The organism is Cellulomonas sp. P1_G12_2 (assembly GCF_056405535.1).
This window is the reverse complement of the sequence record NZ_JBFUBX010000004.1, coordinates 196,738-222,953: the sequence shown is the minus strand read 5'-3', so window position 1 is coordinate 222,953 and position 26,216 is coordinate 196,738. Positions and strand designations below refer to the sequence as shown.

At 71.5% G+C, this 26,216-nt stretch carries 19 protein-coding genes; 6 read left to right on the top strand and 13 right to left on the bottom strand.

Annotated features, from left to right (window positions below; translation table 11 throughout):
- Positions 1-3: 3 nt before the first annotated feature.
- Both AC1DXT_RS15010 and AC1DXT_RS15005 read right to left on the bottom strand, forming a co-directional pair.
- Positions 4-1,314: a vanadium-dependent haloperoxidase gene (locus tag AC1DXT_RS15010; protein WP_477062100.1), complete on the bottom strand. Its 1,311-nt coding sequence runs from the start codon at positions 1,312-1,314 to the stop codon at positions 4-6.
- 169 nt (positions 1,315-1,483) lie between these two features.
- Positions 1,484-4,696, bottom strand: coding sequence for an nSTAND1 domain-containing NTPase (locus AC1DXT_RS15005; RefSeq protein WP_477062099.1), 3,213 nt, complete (start codon positions 4,694-4,696; stop codon positions 1,484-1,486).
- A 555-nt stretch (positions 4,697-5,251) separates the two neighbouring features.
- Here AC1DXT_RS15005 and AC1DXT_RS15000 point away from each other — a divergent pair.
- From AC1DXT_RS15000 to AC1DXT_RS14990, 3 genes are all read left to right on the top strand, one after another.
- On the top strand, positions 5,252-5,788 hold the full coding sequence (locus AC1DXT_RS15000; RefSeq protein ID WP_477062098.1) for a hypothetical protein: 537 nt from the start codon (positions 5,252-5,254) through the stop codon (positions 5,786-5,788).
- A 195-nt stretch (positions 5,789-5,983) separates the two neighbouring features.
- Positions 5,984-6,592 (top strand): GNAT family N-acetyltransferase, encoded by a 609-nt coding sequence (locus AC1DXT_RS14995; protein ID WP_477062097.1) that lies wholly within the window; start codon positions 5,984-5,986, stop codon positions 6,590-6,592.
- Between the two features lie 179 nt (positions 6,593-6,771).
- Complete coding sequence (locus AC1DXT_RS14990; protein ID WP_477062096.1) at positions 6,772-7,194, top strand: SRPBCC family protein; 423 nt, start codon at positions 6,772-6,774, stop codon at positions 7,192-7,194.
- 12 nt (positions 7,195-7,206) lie between these two features.
- Here the strand turns inward: AC1DXT_RS14990 and AC1DXT_RS14985 are convergent, their stop codons facing one another.
- The 4 genes from AC1DXT_RS14985 to AC1DXT_RS14970 are packed head-to-tail and all read right to left on the bottom strand — an operon-like array spanning position 7,207 to position 12,772.
- On the bottom strand, positions 7,207-7,788 hold the full coding sequence (locus tag AC1DXT_RS14985; RefSeq protein WP_477062095.1) for an ATP-binding cassette domain-containing protein: 582 nt from the start codon (positions 7,786-7,788) through the stop codon (positions 7,207-7,209).
- Complete coding sequence (locus tag AC1DXT_RS14980) at positions 7,785-8,564, bottom strand: ABC transporter permease (protein ID WP_477062094.1); 780 nt, start codon at positions 8,562-8,564, stop codon at positions 7,785-7,787. The genes AC1DXT_RS14985 and AC1DXT_RS14980 overlap by 4 nt, the downstream gene beginning before the upstream one ends.
- On the bottom strand, positions 8,542-9,582 hold the full coding sequence (locus AC1DXT_RS14975) for an ABC transporter substrate-binding protein (protein ID WP_477062093.1): 1,041 nt from the start codon (positions 9,580-9,582) through the stop codon (positions 8,542-8,544). Before AC1DXT_RS14975 ends, AC1DXT_RS14980 begins: the two co-directional genes overlap by 23 nt.
- 4 nt (positions 9,583-9,586) lie before the next feature.
- Positions 9,587-12,772 (bottom strand): [FeFe] hydrogenase, group A, encoded by a 3,186-nt coding sequence (locus AC1DXT_RS14970; RefSeq protein WP_477062092.1) that lies wholly within the window; start codon positions 12,770-12,772, stop codon positions 9,587-9,589.
- Between the two features lie 433 nt (positions 12,773-13,205).
- Between AC1DXT_RS14970 and AC1DXT_RS14965 the strand changes: the two genes are divergently transcribed.
- A complete protein-coding gene (locus tag AC1DXT_RS14965; protein ID WP_477062091.1) occupies positions 13,206-15,584 on the top strand; it encodes a beta-galactosidase in 2,379 nt (792 codons plus the stop codon).
- A 30-nt stretch (positions 15,585-15,614) separates the two neighbouring features.
- Here the strand turns inward: AC1DXT_RS14965 and AC1DXT_RS14960 are convergent, their stop codons facing one another.
- Both AC1DXT_RS14960 and AC1DXT_RS14955 read right to left on the bottom strand, forming a co-directional pair.
- On the bottom strand, positions 15,615-16,550 hold the full coding sequence (locus tag AC1DXT_RS14960) for an aldose 1-epimerase family protein (protein ID WP_477062090.1): 936 nt from the start codon (positions 16,548-16,550) through the stop codon (positions 15,615-15,617).
- A 159-nt stretch (positions 16,551-16,709) separates the two neighbouring features.
- The gene (locus tag AC1DXT_RS14955) at positions 16,710-20,096 is read right to left on the bottom strand and encodes a DUF5107 domain-containing protein (protein ID WP_477062089.1); all 3,387 of its coding nucleotides are present in this window, start codon (positions 20,094-20,096) and stop codon (positions 16,710-16,712) included.
- 126 nt (positions 20,097-20,222) lie between these two features.
- Between AC1DXT_RS14955 and AC1DXT_RS14950 the strand changes: the two genes are divergently transcribed.
- Entirely contained in the window at positions 20,223-21,059 is an 837-nt protein-coding gene (locus AC1DXT_RS14950) for a helix-turn-helix transcriptional regulator (RefSeq protein WP_477062088.1), read from the top strand.
- 45 nt (positions 21,060-21,104) lie between these two features.
- On the opposite strand, the gene AC1DXT_RS14945 is transcribed toward AC1DXT_RS14950, so the two are convergent.
- Positions 21,105-22,433, bottom strand: a complete 1,329-nt coding sequence (locus tag AC1DXT_RS14945; RefSeq protein WP_477062087.1) for an FAD-binding oxidoreductase — start codon at positions 22,431-22,433, stop codon at positions 21,105-21,107.
- Positions 22,434-22,573: 140 nt separating this feature from the next.
- Here AC1DXT_RS14945 and AC1DXT_RS14940 point away from each other — a divergent pair, with 140 nt between their 5' ends.
- Positions 22,574-23,170 (top strand): dihydrofolate reductase family protein, encoded by a 597-nt coding sequence (locus AC1DXT_RS14940; protein WP_477062086.1) that lies wholly within the window; start codon positions 22,574-22,576, stop codon positions 23,168-23,170.
- A 9-nt stretch (positions 23,171-23,179) separates the two neighbouring features.
- Here AC1DXT_RS14940 and AC1DXT_RS14935 read toward each other — a convergent pair whose 3' ends face one another.
- The 4 genes from AC1DXT_RS14935 to AC1DXT_RS14920 are packed head-to-tail and all read right to left on the bottom strand — an operon-like array spanning position 23,180 to position 25,903.
- Complete coding sequence (locus AC1DXT_RS14935) at positions 23,180-24,217, bottom strand: YihY/virulence factor BrkB family protein (protein ID WP_477062085.1); 1,038 nt, start codon at positions 24,215-24,217, stop codon at positions 23,180-23,182.
- 23 nt (positions 24,218-24,240) lie between these two features.
- A complete protein-coding gene (locus tag AC1DXT_RS14930) occupies positions 24,241-24,846 on the bottom strand; it encodes a DUF3618 domain-containing protein (protein WP_477062084.1) in 606 nt (201 codons plus the stop codon).
- Entirely contained in the window at positions 24,843-25,253 is a 411-nt protein-coding gene (locus AC1DXT_RS14925; protein ID WP_477062083.1) for a phage holin family protein, read from the bottom strand. The genes AC1DXT_RS14930 and AC1DXT_RS14925 overlap by 4 nt, the downstream gene beginning before the upstream one ends.
- A complete protein-coding gene (locus tag AC1DXT_RS14920; protein WP_477062082.1) occupies positions 25,250-25,903 on the bottom strand; it encodes a hypothetical protein in 654 nt (217 codons plus the stop codon). Before AC1DXT_RS14920 ends, AC1DXT_RS14925 begins: the two co-directional genes overlap by 4 nt.
- Positions 25,904-26,216 lie beyond the last annotated feature (313 nt).

Here is a 26,216-nt window from a genome sequence, read left to right as displayed (position 1 = left end):
TTCCTACTGGTCGAAGTGGTGGCGCAGGACGTACTTGGCGGTCTGCTGGCCGATCGCGGTGCCGTCGTCGACGGCGCTGCGGAAGTGCACGCCGCCCCAGATCCTGGCGTTTCCGACCTCGAGCGTGAGGTCCTGCCGGGTTGCGAAGTGCCGGGCTGCGCCGCCGGTCACGCTGGGCACGGTGAAGTCGATGTGGGCGGTGCCCAGGAAGCGCGAGATCACGATCCCGGAGGCGGGTGTGATGCAGCCGTGCGCGCTCGGATACTCGGGGTGGTTCGGCGTCGGGATCAGCGGCGTCCAGGACGGGTCAGYGATCGTGCGGCGGTTCCCGTCGGTGTCCCCAGCGGGGATCGCAGTCACCGGGCGCCAGAACGCATACCGGTACTTGGCGTCGAAGCAGGCGATCAACGCGTCGGCGTAGGTCACGGACATCATGGCCTGGAAACGTGTCGCGTCGGCCAGGTCGAGGTCGTGCTGGTCGAGGAAGAGGCGGAACGAGGCGTGGGCCTGCGTGAACGGCGGTTCGCCCCAGAACCGGGCGGCCGCCGTCTGGTCCGGCGTCCGAACGGTGCTCGTGGCTGAACCGAACGCTTTCACCTCGGCGTAGTCCTTGGCCCACCGCCGGCTGTCGAGGTCCGGCGGTCCGTCGGGGCGGAACTGGTCGGCCGAGCGCAGCGCGAACGGGCGCATCCCGGGGAGGAACGTCCCCAGCGGCGGGGTCGGAGCGGTCGGGATCCATGTTCCGACAGGCGCCGGGACCGGCGGCGTGTAGGGCACCGTGGCGCGGAAGCCGTCGTCGCGGCGCAGCTCGATCAAGGCCGCGGCGACACGCTCGCCGACTGCGACGCCAGCCGTCTCGGCGCTGCCGTCGGGGATCGACCCGAGCGCCGTCTGGTACGCCGGGTCCAGGATCGTCGGCTTCTGCGCGGGCAGGTAGTGGGCCAGGACCCGGTGCGCGGCGGTCGACACCGCCGCCTCGGCGGATGCGCCGCGAGGGGCGTCGGCGTCCACGGCGAAGTGGTCGCCGTGGCCGTGGACTGCCACCGCGGCGTCGTACTCCGCGATCGCGACGTAGGCGAACATCACGTGGCTCTCGACGGGGTTGAACCCCGCGGCGGCGAGGGCTTGGGTGGCCGTGAGGTCCCACGCGGCCACGAACAGATCGGGGGCGCCGTGGGTGCGGTCACCGGCGACGGCGACCCCGGACCCGGCCATCGTGCAGCCGACGGCGAGCGCCGCCACGACGGCGGGAGTACGCCATCGACGGCCACCGAGGTTGCGTGCGTGCAGGGAGCTGCTTGTGCGACTGGACATCGTTGTCTCCTTCGGCTGACTTTCGGATACCTCGGGCATCCCGAGACATCGGCAGGGCCATCAGGTCCGGTCGATACGAATAGACGCCTCACAACCTGCAAATACGGTCAGCCTCCTTCTCTAGTGCGTGACAAGAAGCCGAGCGTGGTCGGGTGAGCGCCGGCCGCGCTCATTCCCCGCATGCCGGGGCGTACGAACGAGATCCCATGAACTCCGCCCACTCCTGCTGGGTGAGTACTCGTCCGGCGACCTGGCACGCGCGCTCCTCCCACACCGCGGGCTCGGCGACGACGACCTGCCATCGCCCGTCGGACTGTTCGAGCGCGACGGTGCGCTCATCGAGCTCGGCGGGTGCGTGCTCCCGTAGGAGCAGGTCGCTGCCGAAGGCCGCCTCCCAGTCGCCGAAGTCCGACGTGATGATCGTGCCGTCGTCTCCGGCCGTGACCAGCTCGCCGGTCGGTCGGAACTCGACCGCGGTGACCTCGCCGTCATGCTCCCGGAGCGTCTCCGCGATCTCGCCGGTCTCGGTGCTCGCCACGACGACGCCGGCGCCGGCGGCGATGGCGAGCCGAGTGCCGTCCGGGCTGAAGTCGGCCACCGTGGGAAAGGACGACAGCGAGACGGTGATGGGTCCTGCGGAGGAGTCGACGATGCGCACCGCGCGCGAGCCGTCGCGGACGGCGATCCGGCGGCCGTCCGGACTGACGGCGAGGACCCCGGTGCCGGCGATCCGCTCCAGCTCCTCGCCCGATGCCGTGTCCAGTACGACGGTCGGCCCGAACCCGCTGGCGTACAGCCGCGAGCCGTCCGGCGAGAACTTCACCGCACCGTATTGCCAGGCCGGACCGGGCAAGGCCTGAACGGGCGTGGAGGTCGGATCGGAACCGATCACGCCGAGCTCCAGGAGCATCGGGCCGGTCGGGTCTCCCGCGCCGCCCCGCCAGAGGGCGATGGTCATGGATGACTCAGGCTGCTGTGTCGCCGCGAGCGCTGCGAACAGGGATCCGTCGGCCGAGTACTCGACGTCTGTCGCGGTCCCGCCCATCCCCTCGTAGGTTGCGACGCCGGAGCGGCCCTGCTCTGCGACATCGAGCGTCCCCGTCCGCCGAGCACAACCGGCGTCAGTACAGGCGTCGGATGCCTCGCTGAACGCGACGGAGCCTGAGACGGGGTCGACGGCCGATGTCACCACCGTCTTTCCGAACGGGGAGTACTCGCCCAGCTGCGATCGGTCGTCCAGATCGAACAGCCGCAGGTCGTGGTCGCTGTCGATCACCGATGCTCGCGTCCCGGCCTCCGCAAGCGACATGCTCACGGCGGCGACTCCGTCTTCCGGTATGCGGATGATGCTGGTCAGCCGGGGTGCGCGCGAGATGACGCGTGCGAGGTTGACTCGAGTGTCGGGAGCGTCCCAGATGTGGATGGCCTCCACGGCGAGCAGGAGCGCACGGTCGAAGTCCGGCTCCTCCAGCGCCATCCCAGCGACCCGCCGGGCCTCTGCGACCGTCTCGCGCTCGCCTGCGAGGTTCGCCTGGACGCCGGCAACGAGGCTCGCCGTCACCGCAAAGATCGCGAGCGCGGCCGCGCCGGCGGACACGAAGGAGAGTCGCCGCACCATGCGGCGCTCCTTGCGAAGCTGGTTCTGCGCGGCAGCGAGTCCTGCGGTCTCGTTCGCCGACGAGGCATCGAGGAACTCTCGTTCGACGCCCGTGAGCGCGGGACCGGCCGTGTCCCGCCAGTGCTGGGCGGTCGTCAGTCGGCTGCCGCGATAGAGCTCGCTGTCGGGTCGTCCCATCGCATCCCAGGCGGCGGCCGCGGAGCCGAGGTGTCGCATGATGCGCTGGCCCTCGACATCATCGGCGAGCCACTCCTTCAACCGTGGCCATTCCCGTGCGAGTGCTTCGTGCGACAGCTGCACGGACTCGTCATCGGTGGTGAGCAGGCGTGCGTCGGCCAGCCGGTCGACGATCTTCGCATGGGCGTCGTCGATGGCGATCCGGGTGCGCTCGACCCGGCGAGACATCACCGCGCCGTCTGCGGAGGACTCGACGAGCCGCAGGAGGATGTCGCGCAGCAGCCGCGCGCCGTCCTGCGACAGTGCTTCGAAGACGTCTTCCGCGGTCTTCGCGACGGCACCGTCGATCTCTCCAGATGCGCGGTAGCCCTCGACGGTCAGAACGCGGCCCTCACGTCGGGACCACACCTGGCGCAGGGCGTGGGAGAGGAGCGGAAGGTTTCGCCCGTCGGAGTCGCGGACCAGGATCTCGACGAGGCCCGGCTCCAAGATGAGTCCGGACTGCTCGGCGGGCTTCTCGATCACGGCCCGCAGCCCGTCGGGGTCGAGCGCCGTGAGCATGAGCATGTGCGACTGGATGATCTGGGCGAAGCCTTCGCGATCGGCCAGGTCTCCGAGACGGTCGGCGCGGATCGTCACGACGAGCGGACCGCGGAACAGGGTGCGCGACAGGGCGTCGAAGAACTCCCGGACCTCGGCCGGGTCGGCCACGGCGAACGCCTGCTCGCACTGGTCGACGATGAGCAGCGACTCCCCGGCGGGAAGGTCGACATTGCGAAGAGCATCGACCGGGTGCTCGCCGGGCGTCACGACGGCTACCGCGACGCCGCGCGCAAGGAACTGCGCACCGATCCCCGCCCTCACGAAGGAGGACTTACCGACGCCCGATGAGCCCGCGACGAGCAGCACGCCATTCTCCTCGAGCGCCCGCAGCGCCCCGGACAGCTCCTGCTCGCGACCGAAGTACCGCTCCGCGTCACCCGTGCCCGCGGGAGGTAGGCCGAAGTACGGACATTCCGGGTTCGCGGCCCGGAAGACCCGGTCGGACACGAGCGAGGGATCCTGCCGGAGGATCGCCTGCTCGAGCTCAGCGAGCTCCGTGCACGGATCCAGCCCGAGCTCGGCAGCGAGCAACCCCCGCGCCCGGCGGACGGTGGCGAGCGCATCCGCTTGCCGCCCCTGGCGATATTGGGCCACGCTCAGCACGACCCAGCGCCGCTCGCGCAACGGCGCCTCCGCGACGCGGGCGCGCGCCGAGGCGGCGACCTCGTGAACCTCACCCGCCTGGAGGCGCGCGTCCAGGAGCAGCTCCTCGACGCCGAGGCGTATCTCCTCGAGGCAACCTGACGCGATCCGCGCCGGCTCCCAGTCGATGAGCTCGACGAACGGTTCTCCCCGCCAGAGTGCGAGAGCCTCCGAGAACGTGTGCGCAGCACGCTCGGGCTCACCGAGCTCCAGCTGCTGCGAGCCCCGCGTGACAAGTCGCTCGAACTGCTCGGCGTCGACCTCGACGTGCTCTGCGACCAGTCGGTATCCGTGCGTGGTGGTCTCGATCTGAGCCGGTGCGATCAGCCGACGCAACCGCATGATGCACCCTGGAACGATGTGCGACCACGACGGCGGTGGGTCGTCGCCCCATAGCGCCGCAGCGAGCGATGGAGCCGACAACGGCGCACCCAGGCGGACCGTGAGTGCAGCCATCACCGCACGATCGCGTGGAGCCAGTGCAATCGCACCGTCGTCGAGCGTCAGCGCTCCCAGGACGTGCACCTGCATGACGCCACCGTGACCCCGACTCCCACAGCCGTCAAGACGGCTGATATCGGGCCGATACACACGCGATGGGCGCCATTATCCTGCTGATACACGCTGGTCCTTGACTGATCGAGCAGCCCCGGCGCTGCATGGATCGAAGGAGAGGACCTGGACATGTGGACATCGACCCGGCGCTCCCGCGCCGCTCACGCGACACGCTCGCGGCGAGCGGGTGTTGCCGTCGCTCTGCTGGCGTGCGTCGGCCTCGCCGCGTGCACCGCGACCGAACCGCCGTCCCCCGCATCGACGCCCGAGGCTGACACGATCCAACCGTTCCCGCAGAGCGGCGACATCGACGCCGGCACCTACCTCGTGACCGGCTACCCGGTGCCCTTCGAGATCACCGTCCCAGACGGCTGGGAGACCTTCGACGGCGCGAGCCTGGGCAAGGACGACCCGGATCTTCTCCCGAACACATGGGATGCCGCCCTGTTCTTCTACCCCGTCATCTACGTCCCGACGGACGCATGCGCCTGGAGGGGCGCGCTGGTCCAGATCGATCCGACGGCGCAAGCGTTCGTCGATGCGATGGCGGCGCAGGCGTCCACGGTGAGCACCCCTGCCGTCGAGGTCATGGTGGGCGACTACGCCGGCTTCGAGTTCGAGCACGCGGCCGAGAGCGACGTCGACGTCACCGACTGCGACTTCGCCAAGGTGTGCATCTACTCGGACTTCGCGCAGGACTGCAACGGAAGCTGGTTCGACACCGGAAACGCTGACGAGCGCCAGACCTACCGAGCGGTCGACCTGAATGGTGAGCGCGCCGTGATCGCGATGGGATCCGACGTCTCGGTCAATCCGGCGCTGGCGAGAGAGGCACGCGCCGTCTTCGACTCGATCGAGTTCGTCAGGCCCGACGACTGACGGTCGGCCCGCTCCTCGCCGTCAGCGGTGAGAACGTGGCTCTTCGCATCGGGAAGACCTCGACCTCTCCTTGCCCTGCCGGTGCACCGGACGGTTGATGCGACTGGACCAGGACTGTCTTCGCTCGCTGCGGGACGCGTCGAGGAAACGGCGGACGGGTGCCACAGGCGCACCTTCGCGGCTACTGTCGTGCGAATGGGCGATGTGGGCCTCACGGTTGACGGCTACCAGATCGAACCGCTCGGGCCGCAGACCTGGGACGCGTTCGCGGATCTGGCGGAGCGGCACAACGGTGTCTGGGGCGGGTGCTGGTGCACCCACTTCCACCTCTACCCCGACCCCGTGGAGGAGCGCCGCGCGATCGGCAACCGCGAGTTCAAGCGACAGCTCGTCATGGCGGGCCGGACCCACGCGGCGCTGGTGTTCGACGGCGACGTCGCGGTCGCCTGGGCGCAGTACGGGCCGGTCGCCGAGCTGCCGAACATCCAACACCGCAAGGAGTGGGAGAAGGGTGTCGTGCGACGGCCGGACTTCCGGATCACCTGTTTGTTCGTGGACCGCCACTACCGTCGCAAGGGAGTGGCGTCGGTGGCTGTCCGAGGAGCGCTCGCGCTGATCGCCGACGCGGGGGGTGGCCTGGTCGAGTCGTACCCGCACGACCTCCCGCCGGGCAAGACGACCTCCTCGTCCTTCCTGTACAACGCGACGCGGACCATGTACGAGCAGCTCGGGTTCGACTACCAGCGGCCTAAGGGCCAGGGCAACTGCGTGATGACCACCGAGGTGCCCGCCCGCCAGCCGTAGCAGTGGGGTGCGGCGTGCGTTCGCGAACCTCTGGCCGAGCCGGACGCCAGCCGACGGGCGGGTGACGCCGCCCACCGGGTGCCGCGCGGTCCGTCCGGCAGTTGAGCACCCGCCGGATCTCGCTTCCTGAGCGTCCGGTGGCCACGGTGTCACGGGGGTGCCGTCACTAGACTCGGCGCATGCGTGGCCTGCAGCACGCCGTCACCATCGCAGCGCCGCCCGAGACGGTCTGGGCGGTGGTCGTCGACGTCGAGCGCTGGCCCGAGCGGATCCCGACGGTCGACGCGGTGGAGCGTCTGGACGACGGACCGCTGGCAGTCGGCTCCCGGACGCGGTTGCAGCAGCCACGGCTGTCCCCAGCGGTGTGGACGGTCACCGAGCTGGTGGACGGATCGTTGTACACCTGGGAGTCGAGCTCGCCCGGCGTCACCATCACGGCCTCGCACGTCGTCGAGCCGCACCCCGACGGGAGCCGGCTCACCCTCGCCCTGACGGTGTCCGGTCCGATGTCCGGGGTCGGCTGGCTGATGACGCGGTCGCTGACCGAGCGGTACGTCGAGACGGAGGCCGCCTCGATCAAGCTCGCCGCCGAGACCACGTAGAAGCAGACCAGGTCAGCGCCGCGCCAGCGTGACGACACGGGCACCGAACCAGTGCGCCTCGGCCAGGTCGTGGGTGATCAGGAGCGTCGTCCGCCCGGCACAGCGCTCACGGAGCCAGGTCATCACCTGGACCTTGCCCAGGGCGTCGAGACCCGTGAAGGGCTCGTCCAGTACGAGGAGGTCGGCATCGGCCATCACCGCCCTGACGATCGCCACCCGGCGCCGCTGCCCGCCGGACAGGTCGCGCACCGGCTTGGCGAGGCCCGTGTCGTCCAGGCCGGCGCGGCGCAGCTCGGCAGCGATCGCGTTGGACGGGACGGAGCGGGGCAGCACCAGGCGCACGTTGCCGACGGCCGAGAGCTGCTCGCAGAGCCGGTTCTCCTGGAAGACGGCGGCGCGGCGCAGGTCGTCCACTCCCAGGACCTCACCGTCGTCGGGGACGGACAGTCCGAGCAGGAAGCGGGAGAGGGTCGTCTTGCCGGACCCGTTGGGCCCCGTCAGCGCGGTGACTCGGCCCTCGTCCAGGTCGAGGTCGAGGTCGTCGAGCACCACCTCGGCGCCGAACCGGTGGCGGATGCCTCGGAGCGCGATCACGCCAGGCGCCTCTCGACGTACCGCAGGCCCGCCACCAGGAGCTTCTCGACGGCGAAGCTCACGGCGATGATCACCGCGGTCCACGCGAACAGGTCGGCGCTGCTGAGCAGGATCTTCGCCTCGTAGAGCCGCTCGCCGATGCTGCCCTCGGCGAGGCCGATGACCTCCGCGGCGACTCCGCTCTTCCAGGCCAGGCCGACCCCGACGCGGCAGGCGGCGGTGAAGAACGGCAGGACGGCGGGGACGTCGATGGCGGGCAGCCGCCGCAGCCTCGGCACCCGGAACACGTCGGCGACCTCCAGGAGCGCGCGGTCGCGGTGCCGGATGCCCTCCAGGACGTTGGTGTAGATGATCGGCAGGACCATGAGGAAGCTGATGACCAGGGCGAGCTGGTCGCTGCTCACCCAGATCAGCACGAGGATGATGAAGCTCACCACCGGAGCGCTGCGGACGGCGGCGAGAGCCGGGGTGACGAGGGCGTCGACGACCCGGGACGACGCCGCGAAGGTCGCGCCGAGCGTGCCGAGGACCGAAGCTGCCGCGAAGCCCCCGGCGATCCGGGCGAACGAGGTCCAGACGGTGCTCCAGAAGTCCGCGGTCAGGCTCAGCTCGCCGAGCCGGACGACGACGCTGCCGGGCGACGCCAACAGCACTTCGTGCCCGACGACCAGGGCCGCCACCTGCCAGACGACGACCCAGAAGGCGACGACCGCCAGGGGGCGCACAGCCCCCCGGGCGAGCGTTGCCGTGCTCTCAGCGGCGGAGGTAGAAGTCATCCCCTGGCACGCTCCCACCGACTGAGGCCGGGTCGGCGTCGAACAGCACCTGGAGGTAGCCGCCCAGGAGGCTCTTGAGCTCGGCGCCGTCGATGAAGGTGATGTGGGACGAGGGGATGGCGGCCTCGGCGATCGGCGCCGCCGGGACGATGCCGGCCTCGGCCACGAGGACGGCCGCCTCGGCGGGGTGCTCGTTGGTGAACGTCGTGGACGCCTCGTAGTCGGTGAGGAAGTCCGCGACGGCGTCCGGGTGCTCCTCGACGAAGGCGGTGCGGACCACGACGACACCGGTGACCAGCTCGGAGTCCGGGCTGACCTTGGCCCACTCGTCCGTGAGGTCGAGCGCGGTGCGGATGCCCGGGTCCTTCGCCGTCACGACGGTCGCGAAGGGCTGGGGCAGCAGGGCGATCGCGCCCGGCGTCGTCGCCAGCAGGGCGGCGACCTCGGTGTGCTCGCTGCGGTACTCGATCGTGAGGTCGGTCGCCGGGTCCAGGCCGTTGCTGGTCAGCAGGTGCTCCAGCACGTACTGCGGCGAGGCACCCTTGCCGGAGGCGATGACGGTCCTGCCGGCCAGGTCGGCGATGCTGTGCACCGTGTCACCGGCCTCGAGGATGTCCAGGACCCCGAGGGTGGAGATCGCGGCGACCTGGATCTGGGCGTCGGCGTCGTCGAGCGTCTTGTTGTACAGGACCGCCGCGAGGTTGGACGGGAGCAGGGCGACGTCGACCGCGCCCTGCACGACCAGCGGCACGACCTCGTCCGGCGTGCCGTACATGGTCACCTGGTAGTCCTCGGCGCCCGCGCCCGCCTCCGCCTCGTCCATCAGGTGGACCAGGCCCATCGTCGTGGGGCCCTTGAGCGACGCGATGCGGATGGTGGTCGGCTCAGCCGCAGGAGAAGTCGAGGGAGAAGCGGCGGGGGAGGCCGGGGGAGCGGCCGCGGGTGCGGTGCCGCCGCAGCCGGCGAGCAGCGCGCTCGTGAACAGCACCGCGGCCGCGACGCCTGTCATTCGCTTCATAGGATCATCTCTCGGTCGGGACAGCCGCGTCCCGGAACGGGGCGTAGCTGGTGTGCAGGAGGTGGTGGGCGGCCTCGGAGTTGGGTTCTCCGTAGAACTCGTCGTACAGCCGCAGGACGTCCGGGTTCTCGTGGGACTTGCGCAGGCTCGAGGTGCGGTCGATGTTGACCAGCACCTTCTGCCGGGCCGCCATCTCGCCGGCCCTGCCGGGAACCGGGTGCCCGGCACCGTTGATGCAGCCACCCGGGCACGCCATGACCTCGATGAGGTCATAGCCCACGTCCTCACCTGCGGCGATGCGCCGGGCGAGAGGCTCGATGTTGTTCAGGCCGGAGACCACCGCGACGCGCACGGTCACACCGCCGCCGGTCACGGTCGTCTCCTTGATGCCCTCGAACCCGCGGACCGCCTCGAAGTCGAGCTTGTCGAGCAGCGGCTCGCCCGTGAGCTTCTCGACGGCCATCCGCAGCGTGGCCTCCGCCACCCCGCCGGAGGCGCCGAACAGGATGCCGGCGCCCGTGACCCGCCTGTACGGCTCGTCGAACTCCGCCGGGGTGATGTCGGCCGGCTCGAGGCGCAGCATCTCGACCATCTCGAGGAACTCGGTGGTCGTGAGCACGGCGTCGACGTCGCGAACGCCCTCCGGCGCGAACTCCGGGCGGGCAGCCTCGTACTTCTTGGCCAGGCACGGCACGATCGACACCACGTACAGCTCGTCGAGGCTGATGCCGGCCTGCTGGGCGAAGTGGTTCTTCACCGTCGCGCCCATCATCTGCTGCGGGGACTTGCAGCTGGACAGGTGGGGGATCAGGTCGGGGAAGCGGCGCTCGACGAGGTTGACCCAGCCGGGGCAGCACGACGTGAAGTGCGGCATCACGCCACCGGACTCGACCCGGCCCAGGAACTCCGTGGTCTCCTCCATGATCGTCAGGTCCGCGGCGAAGGTGAAGTCGAAGACCTTGTCGAACCCGATCCTGCGCATCACACCGGCGATGAAGGCGGACGCCTCGTCGAACGGCAGGCCGAAGTGCTCGGCGACCACGGTGCGGACCGCCGGGGCGACGAAGCCGACGACGACCTTCTTCGGGTCGTTGATGGCCGTGAACACGTCGCCACGCTCGCGCACGTAGTCCAGCGCGCCGCACGGGCAGGCCCGGACGCACTGGCCGCACGACACGCAGTCCGTCAGTCCGAGGGGCTGGCCGTTGTGGGTGCCGACGGTCAGCCGGCCCTCGTGGAACTGGAAGGCCAGGACGCCCGGTCCCTCGATCTCGGAGCAGGCGGCGACACACAGCCCGCACGAGATGCACTTGTTGTCGTCGCGGACGATGAAGGGGTGGTCCTGGGTGAGCGGGACGTACGGGCGCACGTGCAACGGCGTGGCGAACACGACCTGATGGGCGCTGGCCTCCTGGCGCAGCGAGCAGGCGTTCTGCGTGCCGCAGCCGCAGCTCAGGCAGCGCGCGGCCTCGGCCTGGGCCTGCTCCTCGGTCAGACCCTGCTCGACCTCCACGAAGCTGCTGGTCCGCTGCGAGGGCACGAGCGAGGGCATGGTGGCGCGGGCGAGCCGGGGGAGGTCCTCGAACTCCGCGCGAGGCAGGTCCTCGAGCGACCCGCGGCTGCAGGTGTAGTCCTCCTGGCTGGGGCGCACGGAGCCGCGGGTGACGAACTCGTCCATCGCGAGGGCTGCACGTCGCCCTGCCGCCACGGCCTGGATGACGGTCGCCGGACCCGTGACGCAGTCGCCGCCGGAGAAGATCTTCCCCTCGCTCGTCTGCATCGTGTGGCCGTCGATGTCGACGTCGCCCCACTCGTTCAGCCGGACCGGCAGGTCGTTGAACAGGAAGCCGGTGTCGGTGCTCTGACCGATGGCCCCGATGATGGTGTCGGCCTCGATGACGAAGTCGCTGCCCTCGACGGCCACCGGACGCCGACGGCCGGAACGGTCGGGCTCGCCGAGCTCCATCGTCAGGCAGTGCAGCTGCAGGCCCTCGTCGCCCGCGCTGATCCTCGTCGGTGCGGTGAGGAACACCATCTCGATGCCCTCGTGCACAGCCTCCTCGACCTCGAACGGCTCGGCCGGCATCTCCTCGCGGGTGCGGCGGTAGACGAGCCTGACCGTCTTGGCCCCCTGACGCAGGGCGGTGCGGGCGCAGTCGATCGCGGTGTTGCCGCCCCCCAGGATCACGACGTCGTCGCCCAGCGGGACCTCGACGCCCTTGGTGACCTGCTCGAGGTAGTGGATGCCGAGCCAGACGCCGTCGAGGGTCTCGCCGTCGACCCGCAGCGGCGACGCGCGCCAGGAGCCGATCGCGAGGTAGACCGCGTCGAAGTCGCGTTGCAGGTCCTCCAGCCGATGGTGGGTGCCGAGCGCCTGGCCCGTGAGGATCTGCACACCCATGGCTTGCATGACGCCGATCTCCTGGTCGAGCGTCGACTTGGGCAACCGGTACTCGGGGATGCCGTAGCGCGTCATGCCGCCGGCGTGGTCCTGCTTCTCGAAGACCGTCACCGCGTGACCGTCGAGGGCGCTGTAGTAGGCGGCGGACAGGCCGGAGGGACCGGCACCGACGACCGCGATCCGCTTGCCGGTGGGCTCGGCGACCCGCGGGATCCACGGCGTCTCGCGGGCCATGTCCCAGTCGGACGCGAACCGCTTGACGGCGTTGATGGCGACCGGCTCGTCGGTGAGGTTGCGCCGGCACTCCGACTCGCACGGGTGGGGGCACACACGGCCGCACACCGACGGGAAGGGGTTCCGGTCCCGGATGACGCGGATGGCGGCCTCGTAGTTGCCGTCCGCCACGTGGCTCAGGTACGTCTGGATGTCGATGTTGCCCGGACAGGCGACGACGCAGGGCGCCACGCAGTCGGCGTTGTGGTCGCACAGCAGCTGCTCGAGCCGCACCTTGCGGTAGGCATCGAGGCGCGGCGAGTGCGTGGTGATCACCATGCCGGCGGTGATGGGGGTGAGGCACGCCTTCACGTCCCTCGGGGTGTCCGTCCCGAGCTCGACGACGCACAGGCCACAGCTGCCGTTCGACCGCTTGAGCCGGATGTCGTGGCAGAGGGACGGGACGTCGATCCCCTCGTTCGTCAGCGCTTGCAGGATCGTCAGGCCGTCGAGGACCTCGATCTCGCGGTCGTTCACCGTGACGGTCACTCGGTCGCGGTCTGAGATCTCGCGCACGCCAGCCCTCCGGGGGTGTGACTCGGTGCAACGAGGGCGGGTGCCGACGCTGGCACGTGGTCCATCGGTCGTCGTCGACGATGGATACAGGGCGCACATTAGGTCCGCGGCGCGCGCCCACCCCGGGACCTTCTGCCCAGGTGAGGGCCGGTGGAGTGGGGACCCGGCCGTGTTGTCCGCGGGCGAGCCAACGGGCCCCGGCAGCCGCGTGCGCGGCGCGGACGACAGCGCGGACGATGGGCCGTTGGCGGTTCATCCATGTGAGTCCGTCGAAACCACCATCGCGGGTGCGCCGCCGCGCGGCATAGCCTCGCATCGCGGCTCCATCGAGCACGTCTCGCCGCGGACGGGCGGCACCGTTGCCGCCTCGGCGCACCGAGCCCCCAGACACGTCCAGCACCCCGGCGCGGGGTGTTCTGCTCGAAGGAGACAGATGCACGCGCAGGTCGATCCCTCCCGGACCCTCCCGCGGATCCGTGTGCCGCTCCCGGCGGAACCTCGTCGGGACCACCTGCCCCTGGGGGAGCCGGAGGGCACGCCGGACCGCGTCGAGGTCACGAGCCGCTCGATCGAACGCGGTGGCCGTCCCTGGATCCCCGTCACGGGCGAGATCCACTACTCCCGCATCCCCCGCGAGCGCTGGTCGGAGGTCCTCGGTCACGCGCGAGCCGGAGGGCTCGACTCCGTGGCCACCTACGTGCTCTGGCAGGCGCACGAGCCGCAGCCCGGGGAGTTCAGCTGGACCGGCAACCTCGACCTGCGGGCGTTCGTCGAGCTTGCCGGCAGCCACGGGCTGCAGGTCGTCGTGAGGATGGGTCCGTGGGCCCACGGCGAGGCGCGCCACGGCGGCTTCCCCGACTGGCTCCTCGACCGCGGGACAGCGACCAGGACGAACGATCCCGCGTACCTCGAGCTCGTCGAGCGGTTCTACGCGCAGATCGTCGCCCAGATCGCCGACCTCACCCATGCGGAGGGCGGACCGGTCGTCGGCGCCCAGATGGACAACGAGCTCTACGACCAGCCGCAGCACCTCGCTCGGCTGCGCACCATCGCGGAGGACCTCGGTCTGCGGGTACCCCTCTGGACCGCCACCGGCTGGGGCGGTGCGCAGGTCCCCGACTCGCTGCTCCCGCTGTACGGCGCGTACGCGGATGGGTTCTGGGAGGAGGCGACGACCGGGTGGCCGGCCTTCGCAGCGTTCCACTTCCGCTACAGCCCGGTGCGCGACGACCTGAGCGTCGGTGCGGACCTGCGCGAGGCGCTCGACGGCATCGCCGTGGACCCGGGCGCCGTCGTACTCAAGGACGACGACGCCCTGCCGTTCGCGACCTGCGAGCTGGGCGGCGGCATGCACGTCGCCTATCACCGCCGGCCGCTGGTGGAGCCGCAGGACGTCGCCGCGCTCTCCCTGGCGAAGATCGGCAGCGGCTCGATCTGGCAGGGCTACTACATGTACGCCGGCGGGACGCAGCGCACCGGGCCTGGCGGGACGCAGCAGGAGTCCCACGTGACCGGCTACCCGAACGACGTCCCCTCCCGCACGTACGACTTCCACGCGCCGATCGGCGAGCACGGTCAGATCCGACCGCACCACCACCTCCTGCGACGCCAGCACCTGTGGCTCGCGACCGAGGGGGCGGCGCTGGCGGCGATGACCACGACCGTCGGGGGCGGCAGCGAGGACCCCGAGGAGCTGCGCTGGTCGGTCCGTTCCGACGGGCACCGCGGGTACGTCTTCCTCAGCACCTACCAGCCGAGCCACCACCCGATCGCCGCCCAGACGGCCGTCCAGGTGGAGGTCGAGCTGGACGACGGTGCCGTCGTCCGGATGCCCTCGCACCCGGTCGATCTGCCGGCAGGCGTCAGCGTGGTGTGGCCGCTGCGGTACCCGCTCACCGACGACGTGGTGCTGCGCAGCGCGACCGCGCAGCTGGTCACCCGCATCGCGCTGGTCGACGCCGACCTGGTCGTGCTGGCCGCCACGGACGGTCTCCCGGTCGAGCTCGTCCTCGAAGGGCACGTCCCGGTCGGGGGCGCTGGGGCGGCGCGGGCTATCGACGGCGCGACCGTCGTCGACCTGACGCAGGCACCCGGTCCGTCGACCGTGGTGGAGCTGCCGGGGGTCCGGATCCTCGTGCTCGACGAGGTCACCGCCAACCAGCTCTACCGGCTGGAGCTGGGTGGGAGGGAACGGCTCGTGCTCTGCGACGTCCCGGCCACGGCGCTGGAGGGGTCGCTGGTCCTGCGCACGAGCCAGGACGTCGCCTCGGTCGCCGTGCTGCCCGCGCCGGCCGGCCTGCGAGGCGCGTCGGGCGCACCGGTCGCGGACGGCCCATGGTCGCGCTGGACGGTCGAGATCCCGTCCGCTGGGACCCATCGGATCGCGGGAGGGCTTCGACCCGTCGCCGCCGACGTGCCCGACCCGGTGCGCGGCGGACCCATGCACCGGCTGAGCGCGCCGACCGACTTCGACGGCGCGGCCCGGGTCCACCTCGACGTCCCTGCACATCTCCTGGAGGGTGCCGACAGGGCGCTCCTGCGCGTGACGTGGACCGGCGACGTGGGGCGGGCAGTGATCGGCGACGAGGTCGTCAGCGACCACTTCTGGCACGGACGGGTCTGGGACGTCGACCTCACTCCCCATCGCTCGGACGTCTCCGCCGACGGGCTCACGCTGCAGCTGTTCCCGTGGCGGCACGAGGCCGGTGTCTGGGTGGACCCCTCCGTCCGCGGCGTCGAGGACGGCATCGTGGTGCAGGCGGTCGACGTGCTGCGCGTCCAGCGCGTCGAGCTGGAGCTGCTCGACACCTGATCCACCTGGAGCCGAGAGCCGGCGGACGGACTACCAACCCAGCGACTGCAGCCCCCAGCTGAGATCCCACGTCTCGTCGGGGGCGAGCCAGCGCAGGCCGAGTCCGGAGTTGAGCGCGTCGGGCGCCGCCGTCATCGGCTCGACCGCGATGGCACGGGTCCGGCCCTGGTCGGGGTCCGGGAACTGATCCGTGACGTAGATCTGCACATAGGCGAACGACATGTCCGTCCACACCTCGACCGCGCGCCCGTCGGCAGCTGCCAGCCTGTGTCGGTACGCGTGCCCCTCGGGGCTGAGGCCGTGATAGCAGGTGTTGACCTCCCTGCCCGCCAGGCCCCGACCCGCCCGCAGATCGACGTCGCCGTCGACCTGTTCGTCCCGCACCGGGATCAGCGTGGCGTCGACGGGCAGGTGGCGCGCAGCGTGGACCGTGAGCTGCAGAGCGTCGAGGGGTGCCGTGCCGACGCGGACGTACGGGTGGGCGCCGAGTGCCACCGGTGCCGGTCCGGCCGACAGGTTGTGCACCGTGTGGTCCACGCGGAGCCCTGTGGCCTCGGCGGTGTAGGTCGTGTCGAGGCCGACCTGGAACGGGTAGCCGGGCCGCGGCTCGACCACGGTCGACACCGTGACGCTCTCCGGGCTCATCGACGTGATGCGGAACATGGCCTCCCGGACGAAGCCGTGGTTGGCATGTCCCAGCTCCGGCTCGTCGACCTCGAGCTGGTGCTCGGTGCCGTCGTGCGACCAGTGCCCGCCGCGCACCCGGTTGGGCCACGGGAACAACAGCGCACCGGAGCAGTACGGCGCGGATCCCGCGGCGTCGTAGGTGTGGACGAGCGGCTCTCCGTCGAGCGTCAGGCTGTGCAGACCGCCTCCGCGCAGGTCGACCGTGGCGTGGGTCCGCCCACCCGGCGAGGCCAGGCGGACCAGCCGTCCGGTCCGCTCGGCCCCCCGGGCGTCGATCACTTGGGTAGCCCGACCCGTCGCTCGCCGTTGCGGACCTGCTGGATCGTCATCGCTTCTCTCTGAGGGTGTCGGGTGGTTCTCGACGTGCGGGGTGCGGAACTGTATAGGTGTGGTGACCGCCACCGCCTCGGTCGACCGCGCGGGACCCGCGGCTCGGCATCATCGGCCGGGCTCGGAGTCCAGGAGCCCGGACAGCTCGCGCCGCAGGTCGAGGGCGCGCAGCCGGCTGGGCTCGCGGACCAGGACCTCGTCGACGCGCGCAGCGGCGGTCACGTGGTCTCCACGCAGCGCAGCGACCTGGGCCTCGAGGAGCATCGCCGTCGTCGTGCCGGCCGCTTGCAGGTCGTCCTGGAACAGGAGGAGCGTCGGCAGCGAGGTGGCGAAGTAGTCGACCGTCGCGGGCGCCGAACGCAGGGCAGCCGCGTGCTCGGCAAGCTCCTCGACGAGCGAGTCGGCAGGGCCTTCGTCGCCGAGGCGGCGCATCGCGAGCACGGCGTAGTAGGTCATCTCGGAGAGCGCGACGGGCGCCATGCTCTGGAAGTCGCCCGTCGAGCTGGCTGCGCTGGACCATGCGGCGCGCGCACCGGCGTCGTCGCCCGTCGCTGCGAGCGCGTCACCGAGCATGAGGTGGAGCTGCGCGCTGTTGGTCAACGGGTGCCGGGCCTCGCCGAGGTTCGCGACGGGCTCGAGCGCGGCGCGCACGTGCTCGAGCGCGACCGCGCCGTCGCCCTCCTCGAGCGACCGGCGTGCGAGGGCCAGCAGCGCCTCGTCCCATGCGGAGAGCACCTGCCCCTCGCCGCCCTCCCACGGTTGGAACCACCGGGCCAGGAGGAGCTCGAGAGCGACCTCGGCCGCGCCGGTCGCGGTGTACAGCTGAGCGAGCTCGACGCTCAGGTCGTCGCGGGCGTCCACGGCGGCACGCTCGCCGGCGAGCGCCGCGAGGCGCTCCTCGGGCGTGACGCCCGAGCGCTTCGCCAGCTGGTCGCGCTCGTAGACGAGGCGGGGGTCGCCGGGGGCGACGGCCAGCGCCCGCTCGTAGAGCTCCGACGCGGAGTCGGGGTCGGCCGCGACGTTGAACGACGCAACTGCGAGGTTGCGCCACACGACGGGGTCGCTCGGGTCGAGGTCCGCGGAGGTCCGCCACGCGTCGATCGCGTCGAGGTGGCGGCGCTGGAAGTTCAGCCAGTGACCGAGGATCGCCCACGCACGTGCGTCGTCCGGATGGCTCGCCACGTGGGCCCTCAGCGTATCGGCGTCGTCGAGCCGCGAGGCGAGGCAGTGCTCGACGGGTGCCGTGCGCGCCAGGTCGCGGTGCCGCTCGGCCGCCGCGCGGTCGCCGGCTCGCTCGAGAACTCGGGCAGCGTGCAGGTGCACGAGCGGCCGAACCTCGACCTGACCCGGGGTGGGCTCGACTGTGGCGGCGACCTCCAGCAGCCGGACGGCGTCGCTCCAGGAGCCGAGAGAGTCGTACTCCAGGGCGACGTCGAGCAGCGTGGGGGCGTCGGTGGCGACGTCCATGCCCGCCAGGTCGCGGGTCCAGACGTCCAGCGGGTCCCGGTCGAGGGCACGGGCAAGCACCTCGGCGGCCTCGGCGTCGCGGCCGGCACGTCGCAGCAGGACGGCCAGCACCGACTGAGCCTGGAGGTGGTCGGCGTCGGCGACAGCCGCGACGCGGGCGTGGTCCAGAGCGGAGCGGTCGCGACCGCGTGCTGCGTCGAGCCGCGCCATCGCCAGGTGTGCCGCCCCCCGCCACGCCTGGTTCCACTGCGCCTTGCCCCACATCTCGTAGGCCTCGTCGGTGCGGCCGGTCCGCGCGAGCACCTGCCCGAGGCGGAAGGCCGTCTCGCCGTCGGCCGGATTGGTGTTGAGGCGTGTCTGCCGCGCCAACGCGGCGCGCAGGTGGTGCTCTGCCTCGGCGTACTGCCCGGCCCGGTACCGCCGCGCCGCCAGCGCGGTGTGCGAGCGGTGGTCGCCCTCGTCGCGCCGCAGCGCCTCGAGCCAGTACGGCTCCGGTGAGCGCGTCGCGTGGCGGTACTGCTCCAGGTGGACACCCGTGAGGTAGAGCTCGTCGACGGACGGCACGTCCCGCGGTGCCACCGGCTCCTGCGCAGGCTCGGGGAGGTCGGGAAGGGTGTGTGTCGCATGGGGCCGCCAGGCAAGCAGCTCCTCGCCGTCGTGCTCCACGACGACGGTCAGGTCCTCGGGGTGCCACGTTCCGGCGAGCTGCGCGGCATGCACGATCGGACGGTCTGGTGCGGCATCCGCCGTGGCCTGCCACAACGTCTCGCCGTCGGGTCCGGTGACCCGGACCGTGGCCCCGTCGCGGACGCGGGTGACCGCAGCGGCCACCCGGATGTCGGTCGACGCCGCTCCCGGCGTGGCGTCGAGCCGCACGGCGGCCTCGAGGCTGGCCTCGTGGACCGGACCGGTCTCCTGGATCGGGTACCAGTACTGACTGAACGTCTTCGTCTCGCCGGGGGCCAGGAAGGCGAAGTCCGGCTGGTTGTCGGTGAAGACGCCGGCCATGAGCTCGACGTAGGGCCCGTCCGTGTCCGTGAGGTTCGCGTCCCACGCCTTGCCGAACGCACCGTTGCCCCACGTCCACTGCTTCTTGCCGGGCGCGATGTGGTGGTCAGCCCAGTGCACGAAGCCCGCGCGGCGGCCGTGGTCGTAGCCCCCGAAGAAGTCGGACCGGGTGCCGAGCGCCATGTACGAGGTGGGCACCGGGATGTTGCGGTACCAGTCGATCCTGTCGCCGTCCGGGTGCTCGGCGTCCTTGCGGGCCTGGTAGTCGATCCCGTAGTACGGGCGATCAGCTGCGGGGAACGCGGTCACCGCGCGCTTGGCGTGGTCCGCCACGGCGTGCACGTCGGTGGGGAAGAACGACTGGTAGTCGTCGTTGACGGCCGCGGCGACGTTCGCCCACCACAGGAAGGTCTGGACCTCGTCCGTGCGGTTGAACAGGCGGGCGCGCAGCTCGATCACCGACGAGTCCGGCCGCAGGCGGATGCCGTGCATGCCCTTCATCCGGGCGAACGGGTCGTGGTCCGAGCACCACACCGTCACCGCACCGTCGGCCTCGTGCTCGATCGTCGCCTCGACCGGCAGGAACGTCGCGGGGCGGTGGTGCTGCGGCCAGTTGAACTCGACGCCGCCGGAGAGCCACGGACCCGCGAGGCCGACGAGAGCCGGCTTGATGACGTTGTTCCGGTAGAAGAAGTCGTACCCGTTGGTCGTGTCCATCCCGACGTGGATGCGCCCACCGAGCTCCGGCAGGATCATCAGCCGGATCCACGAGTTCTCCAGGTGGATGGCGTCCCACGAGTGGGGGGCCTTGGTGGGGCTGATGCGCTCGTGGAACGGCAGCGGGTAGACGCGGCCCGACGAGCCCTGGTAGACGCGGTTCTCCAGGAACGCCGGGTAGCGGTCTGCCGGATCCGGCATGTACGTGTCGATCGTGACCGGCTGGCGCCATGCGGCGACGCCTTGACCCACGAGGTCGTCGGGCACGGCCGGGAGGTCCAGGCGGGACTCTTCTTCGAGCATGTGCAGGACGCTACGGTCCGGCCACGGGGGTGCAGAATGGCAGTTCCCTCGACGGATATGGACGAATCAATGGATCCGATGCCTGAGCCGCAGCCTCGCCGGCGCGAAGGGTTCCCCGGTCAGCGCATGCGGGTCCTCCCGCGACCACTGGTCGCCGAGGCACTCTCGTCGGCACCGATGTCGCAGCTGCTCGTCACCGATGTGGGCTACTTCCCCCGGGCCTCGTCGCACGGACGTGCCCGCAAGAACGGGGCGGCGCAGCACGTGGTGATCGTCTGCGCGGCGGGGCGGGGGACCTGCACGCTGCCCTCAGGCGTCCACCAGGTGCGGGCGGGGCAGGCGCTCGCGATCCCCGCAGGCCTGCCGCACAGGTACGAGGCGGACGCCGCAGACCCCTGGACCATCTGGTGGGTGCACCTCGTCGGCCAGCAGGTCCCGTCGCTGTTCGCAGCCATGGGCGCCACGCCGGACCAGCCGGTCCTGGGCCTGAGCGACCCGGCGCGCGTCGTCTCGCTGATCGACACGATCATCCGGCGCATGGAGCGCGACGAGACCATGGCCACGCTGCTGGCGTCCTCCGGCGCTGCCTGGCATGCGATGGCGCTCCTGGCGGCCGACCGTCGCACGATCAGCAGGCAGCAGGCCGACCCGATCGAGGCGACGCTCGAGCACCTGCGCGCGAACGTCTCGACTCGCATCTCGCTGGCAGACCTCGCCGGCATGGCAGGGCTGAGCGTGTCCCACTACTCGGCGCTGTTCCGACGCGCCACGGGCTACGGCGCCCTGGAGTACCAGACCCGTCTCCGGATGGGCACCGCACGCGAGCTCCTCGACACCACCGACCGCTCGGTTGCGTCGATCAGCGCCCAGGTCGGCTTCAGCGACCCCTTGTACTTCTCCCGGCAGTTCCGGCGGATCCACGGCATGAGCCCCACGGAGTACCGCTCGCACGACAAGGGGTGAGGTCGCGCTCCGACGACTGCGAGAGGACCGGTCGCCCGGACCGGCTCACGCCGGTGGGATGTTCTGGTTGTGCCGGAAGACGTTGTCCGGGTCCCAGGCTCCCTTGACCTCCTGGAGCCGTGCGTACGTGGCCGCTCCGTACGCCCGGTGCACGCCCGCGGCACCCTCGGCCCCGAGCGCGTTGACGTACACCCCGACGCTCCATGGCTCGATCGTCGCGGCGAGCCGCCGGCACGTCGCGGCGTGGCCCTCGTCATCGGCCGGGTCCGCCCACCTGGCGCCGACGTCGTACTCGAACCGCGTGTCGCGGTGCGCGAAGGCCGTGGCGTCCGGGTCGACGTCCGCGACCGCGCCGCCGTAGGCCGTGAGGCTCGCCGCCCCCACGTCCGCCTCGGTGTGGGCGAGGAACGCCTCGAGCGCCGCATCGGGCAGCTCCCGGACGTAGTGACTCTTGGCGTAGCGCCGGAAGCCGTGCGCCGCTCCCACGTCCGACTGTCGCTGCAGGTCGAGGTAGCTGATCGGCGTGACACGTCGGGCCAGCGGGGTCCCGAGGCCGTCCAGCTGCGCGACCAACGGCGCGGCGTCGTCGGGCGGTCCGACCCAGACGAACCCGAGCGTGAGCGGACCCCCTGCGCGGGCCTCCGCGACGAGGGTCGCGCGCCGCGGTGCGGCCTCCGACGCCGCCAGCCAGGTCCGGAGCGCGTCGAGGCCGCTCGCCGCGTCGAGGTCCACCTCGGCGACGAGTGCCTGCGTGCCGATGTCGTGCAGCGCGAGGTCGAACCGCGTGACGACACCGAAGTTGCCCCCGCCGCCCCGCAGCGCCCAGAACAGGTCGGGGTGCTCGTCGGCGGTCGCGCGCACGAGCTCGCCGTCGGCGGTGACGACCTCGTACCCGAGTGCGTTGTCGCAGGTCAGACCGACCTGCCGGGCGAGCCAGCCGACGCCCCCGCCGAGGGCCAGCCCGCCGATGCCGGTGTGCGACACGATCCCTGCCGTCGTCGCGAGCCCGTACGGCTGCGTGGCCGCGTCCAGCGACCCGAGGAGCGCACCGCCCTGCACCTGCGCTGTGCGGGACCCCGGGTCGACGACGACGCCCCGCATCCGGGAGAGGTCGATCATCAGCCCGCCGTCGGGCACCGCCCACCCTGCGGCGCTGTGCCCGCCGCCCCGCACACCCAGGGGCAGGCCGAGCTCGCGCGCGACCCGGACCGCGGTGCGCACGTCCTCGGCGCCGGCGCACCGGACGACGTACGCCGGGCGGCGGTCGACGGCGCCGTTCCAGACCGCACGCGCGAGGTCGTAGTCGGGGGAGCCGGGGGCGAGGACCTCGCCCTCGAACCTGGCGGGCAGCGCTCCGGCCGTGGGCATGGGCATGGGCACGACTCTGGCGGGTGACGGGCGGGTCTGCCAAGGGTCACTCGTGCCGCATGCCCACCCTGTCGAATCCGGCGAGCGCCGTTCGTGGACAGAGGAGAATGTGGTCATCGGGACCACCCGGCACCGAGGAGGGCGAGATGAGCAGGCTCGTCGCGATCATGTCCGTGTCACTCGACGGCTTCGTCGCCGACCCCGACGACGGCGTAGGCGAGGTGTTCAGCTGGTACTTCGGCTCGGGGGACGTCGAGATCCGGACCGGAGGATCGGACCCCATGACGTTCAGGGTGTCCGAGCCGAGCGCCGAGCACGTCCGCGGTCTCACCGGCGGGCTCGGAGCCGTGCTCACGGGCCGACGGACGTTCGAGGTCGCACAAGGCTGGGGTGGCAACCACGCGTGGGGGCCAGCATTCGTCCTGACCCACCACGTACCCGATGGATGGCCGCGACCGGACTCGACCGTGCACTTCGTGACCGACGGCCTCGAGAGCGCGGTGACACAGGCGAAGGCCGCTGCCGGGGGGAAGTCCGTCGGGGTGCACGGCGCCGACACCATCCAGCAGTGTCTGAACGCCGGCCTGCTCGACGAGATCAGCGTCGACGTCGCGGCGGTCCTGCTGGGTTCCGGAGTTCGTCTCTTCGACCACCTCGTCGGCACGCCCTCCACCCTCGGCGATCCGACGGTGAGCCAGGGCGTCGGGGTGACACACCTGCGCTACCCCGTCCGCACGGCGTAGCTCCCCTCGTCAGGCGTCGTCGTCCTGGGCGCTCGCGCCGCGCGACTCGCGCAGGGCGCGACCGAGCCGCTCGTCCTCCTCCTGCTTGGCCTGCTTCCTCTCGCTCGCACGCGTGTCCCGCGGCGGGAGCTGGAGAGTCTTCTCGGCCTCGATGCCGCCCTGCAGCTGCCGCCCGCGCTCGATCTCGGCGTCCAGCTCGGCCCCGAACAGGAGGGCCAGGTTGGTGATCCAGAGCCAGAGCAGGAAGACGATGACGCCGGCCAGGGAGCCGTAGGTCTTGTCGTAGCTGCCGAAGTTGGCCACGTAGAAGCCGAACCCCAGCGAGGCGAGCACCCACACGACGAGCGCGACGATGGCGCCGAGGCTGATCCAGCGGAACCTCGGCTGCCGCACGTTCGGCGTCGCGTAGTAGAGGATCGCGATCGCCACGACGACCAGCGCGACGATGACCGGCCACTTCACGACGTTCCAGACGGTGACCGTGACGTCGCTCAGTCCGACGGCGGACCCCACCGACCGGGCCACGGCTCCGGAGAGCACGACGGCCGTCACTATGGCCACGGCGACGACCACGAGGAGCACGGTGACGAGGAGCAGCGTCGGACGGAGCTTCCAGATCGGGCGGCCCTCGTCGATCTCGTACACGCGGTTCATGCCCCGGCTGAACGCGGCCACGTAGCCGGAGGCCGACCAGAGCGCGAGGACGAGCCCGAGGACCAGCGCGAACCCGGCGGCCGGCGCCTCGGTGAGCTGGGTGAGGATGGGCTCCACGGTGTCGTCGACGCCGCTCACACCGACGTCGCCGGCGATCTTCAGCACGTCCGCGACCATCTTCTGCGGGTCACCCACGAGGCCGAGGAGCGAGACGATCGCCAGCAGGGCGGGTGCGATCGCGAGCACGGCGTAGTACGTGAGCGCGGCCGCCAGGTCGGTGCACTGGTCCTTGCCGAACTCGCGCAGGGTCTTGCGCAGCACGTAGAGCCAGGACCGCTTCGTGATGTCGTCGGGGGAGTCGGGCTTGCGGGGATCCGCGCGACGGGGCACCACGCTGTGCCCCGTCGCGCGGTTCCCTAGTAGCCGCGCGCGGTGTCGTCGGCGGCGTGGGCGCCCTTCACGGCGTCCGCCGCGTCGGTGGCGTCCGTGCGCAGGTCGTCGACGGCCGACCGGCCCTCGTCCCGCAGCGTCGAACCGGCCTCTGCGGCGCGGTCCTTGACGGCGGCCGCCGCCTCCTGAGCCGGCTCACGCAGCGTGTCGGCGAGGCCCTGGGCGGCGTCCTTGGCCTCCTGCACCAACGGCGCGGCCTGCTCCTTGGCGGACTGCGCCAGCTGCTGCTCCTGCCGGGTGCTGGGCAGCAGGGACGAGATCAGCCACCCCGCGCCGAACGCGACCAGCCCGGCGGCCAGCGGGTTGCCCCGAGCCTTGTCCTTGGCGGCGTGCGGCAGCTGGGACGCGGCGTCCCCGACCGTGGCGGCGGCGTGACCCGCCGAGTCGGCGCCGCCGGCGACACCGCCCATGACGCGCTCCTTCACGTCCGACACCGCGGAGCGGACCTTGTCGGCCTGCCGCTGCGCGACCTGGGTGGGGCTGACCTTGTCGGTCAGGGCGTCGACGTCCGAGCTGAGCTCGGCACGTGTGCGCTCGATGTCCTCGCGGATCTGGTCCGGGTCGGTGCTCATGCGTTCTTCTCCTCATGTCCTTGCAGGGCGTTCGGGATCTTCTTGACGGTGTCGGTGGTCTGCGGCAGACCGGAGACGCGCTTGGTCTCGGCACGACCGCGGGCGGCCAGGACCGCGGCGACGATCGCCCACAGGACCGCGACGATCACTGCGGACCACGCCCAGGAGTCCATCGCGTCGCCGAGGGCCCACCACAGGGCGATCGACAGGAACAGCAGGACGAAGTGGCCGGCCACCGCGGCGCCCGCGAACATCGAGCCGCCCTTGGTCGCCGCCTTCGCGGACTGACGCAGCTCCGCCTTGGCCAGCTCGACCTCCTGGTGCAGGAGGGTCGACAGGTCGCGCGTAACGTCGCCGAGCAGGTCGCCGACGGACTGGCGCGGGGGAGCGCCGACCGGGTCGCTCATCGCTGGTCCCATGCGGTCGAGCTCGGGACGGGCGACGCGAACGGGTCGGTGAAGCGGGGACGCTCCTCCACCGGGTCGGAGTACGCCGTCGCGGGCAGGGGCTCGGTCACCGACCTGCGGACGGGTGCGGGTGCGGGGGCGGGTGCGGAGGGCGCGTCCTTGAGTCCACGGGTGAGCCGGCCGAGGACGACACCTGCACCGGCGGCGATGACGAGGAACGTGCCCGGGCGGCGCCGGGCGAAGCTGCGGACCTCGTCGAGCACCTCGTCCGGCCCGTGGCCCTCGAGCCAGCGGCCCAGGGCGTCCACCTTGTCGCCCACCTCGCGAACGAGGTCGGTGGCGAGGTTCTGCTCGGCCGGGGCGGACGCCATCTGTGACAGCTGACCGCCCACGGAGGTCAGTCCGCCGGCGAGCCGGGACTGCTGGGTGGCGGCCTGTCCGGTCACCTCGGTGCGGGCCTGCGACCAGAGGTCGCCCAGCTGTCGCCGGGCCTCGTGGGTGACCGCCGCGGCCTCGCCCTTCGCGTCGTCGAGCAGGTGCCCGCCGGCATCCGCGGCCTTCGCCTTGAGGGTGCTGGCCTGCTCCCTGGCGGTGTCCGCGGTGCTCCCGTTCTCCGGGAGGGGATAGCTGCTGGTGTAGTCGTCAGTCATGGTGCGGTCTCATCTCGAGTCGTCGGACGGCCGACAGCCCGGCCGACGTGGCCGGGCGCAACCGATCCGAGAGGGGTTGGGTGGGCGCGGACTTTCTGCCGCGCGACCGTCCGCACGGGTCCAGGCCGATCGCTTCAGAGAACGCGATCAGGCGTGTGCGCGGGCCTGCGCTCCTGTGCCCAGAGCCCGTGCCCTGCCCCGGAGACGCTTCTTGTCCCGGGTGACGGTGTGCCGGTGACGATGTCGATCCGACTCATCGGACGGTAGGCCCGTCGTTCCGCGCTCGCCACCCGAGCCGTCCTGTTCCTGCTGG

What these genes read in the sequence shown, in the direction of transcription:
- AC1DXT_RS15005 (WP_477062099.1), bottom strand. Translation starts at nt 4,696, where the DNA reads ATGCGGTTGCGTCGGCTGATCGCACCGGCTCAGATCGAGACCACCACG.
- AC1DXT_RS14995 (WP_477062097.1), top strand. Translation starts at nt 5,984, where the DNA reads ATGGGCGATGTGGGCCTCACGGTTGACGGCTACCAGATCGAACCGCTC.
- AC1DXT_RS14990 (WP_477062096.1), top strand. Translation starts at nt 6,772, where the DNA reads ATGCGTGGCCTGCAGCACGCCGTCACCATCGCAGCGCCGCCCGAGACG.
- AC1DXT_RS14980 (WP_477062094.1), bottom strand. Translation starts at nt 8,564, where the DNA reads ATGACTTCTACCTCCGCCGCTGAGAGCACGGCAACGCTCGCCCGGGGG.
- AC1DXT_RS14975 (WP_477062093.1), bottom strand. Translation starts at nt 9,582, where the DNA reads ATGAAGCGAATGACAGGCGTCGCGGCCGCGGTGCTGTTCACGAGCGCG.
- AC1DXT_RS14965 (WP_477062091.1), top strand. Translation starts at nt 13,206, where the DNA reads ATGCACGCGCAGGTCGATCCCTCCCGGACCCTCCCGCGGATCCGTGTG.
- AC1DXT_RS14955 (WP_477062089.1), bottom strand. Translation starts at nt 20,096, where the DNA reads ATGCTCGAAGAAGAGTCCCGCCTGGACCTCCCGGCCGTGCCCGACGAC.
- AC1DXT_RS14950 (WP_477062088.1), top strand. Translation starts at nt 20,223, where the DNA reads ATGCGGGTCCTCCCGCGACCACTGGTCGCCGAGGCACTCTCGTCGGCA.
- AC1DXT_RS14945 (WP_477062087.1), bottom strand. Translation starts at nt 22,433, where the DNA reads ATGCCCATGCCCACGGCCGGAGCGCTGCCCGCCAGGTTCGAGGGCGAG.
- AC1DXT_RS14940 (WP_477062086.1), top strand. Translation starts at nt 22,574, where the DNA reads ATGAGCAGGCTCGTCGCGATCATGTCCGTGTCACTCGACGGCTTCGTC.
- AC1DXT_RS14930 (WP_477062084.1), bottom strand. Translation starts at nt 24,846, where the DNA reads ATGAGCACCGACCCGGACCAGATCCGCGAGGACATCGAGCGCACACGT.
- AC1DXT_RS14925 (WP_477062083.1), bottom strand. Translation starts at nt 25,253, where the DNA reads ATGAGCGACCCGGTCGGCGCTCCCCCGCGCCAGTCCGTCGGCGACCTG.
- AC1DXT_RS14920 (WP_477062082.1), bottom strand. Translation starts at nt 25,903, where the DNA reads ATGACTGACGACTACACCAGCAGCTATCCCCTCCCGGAGAACGGGAGC.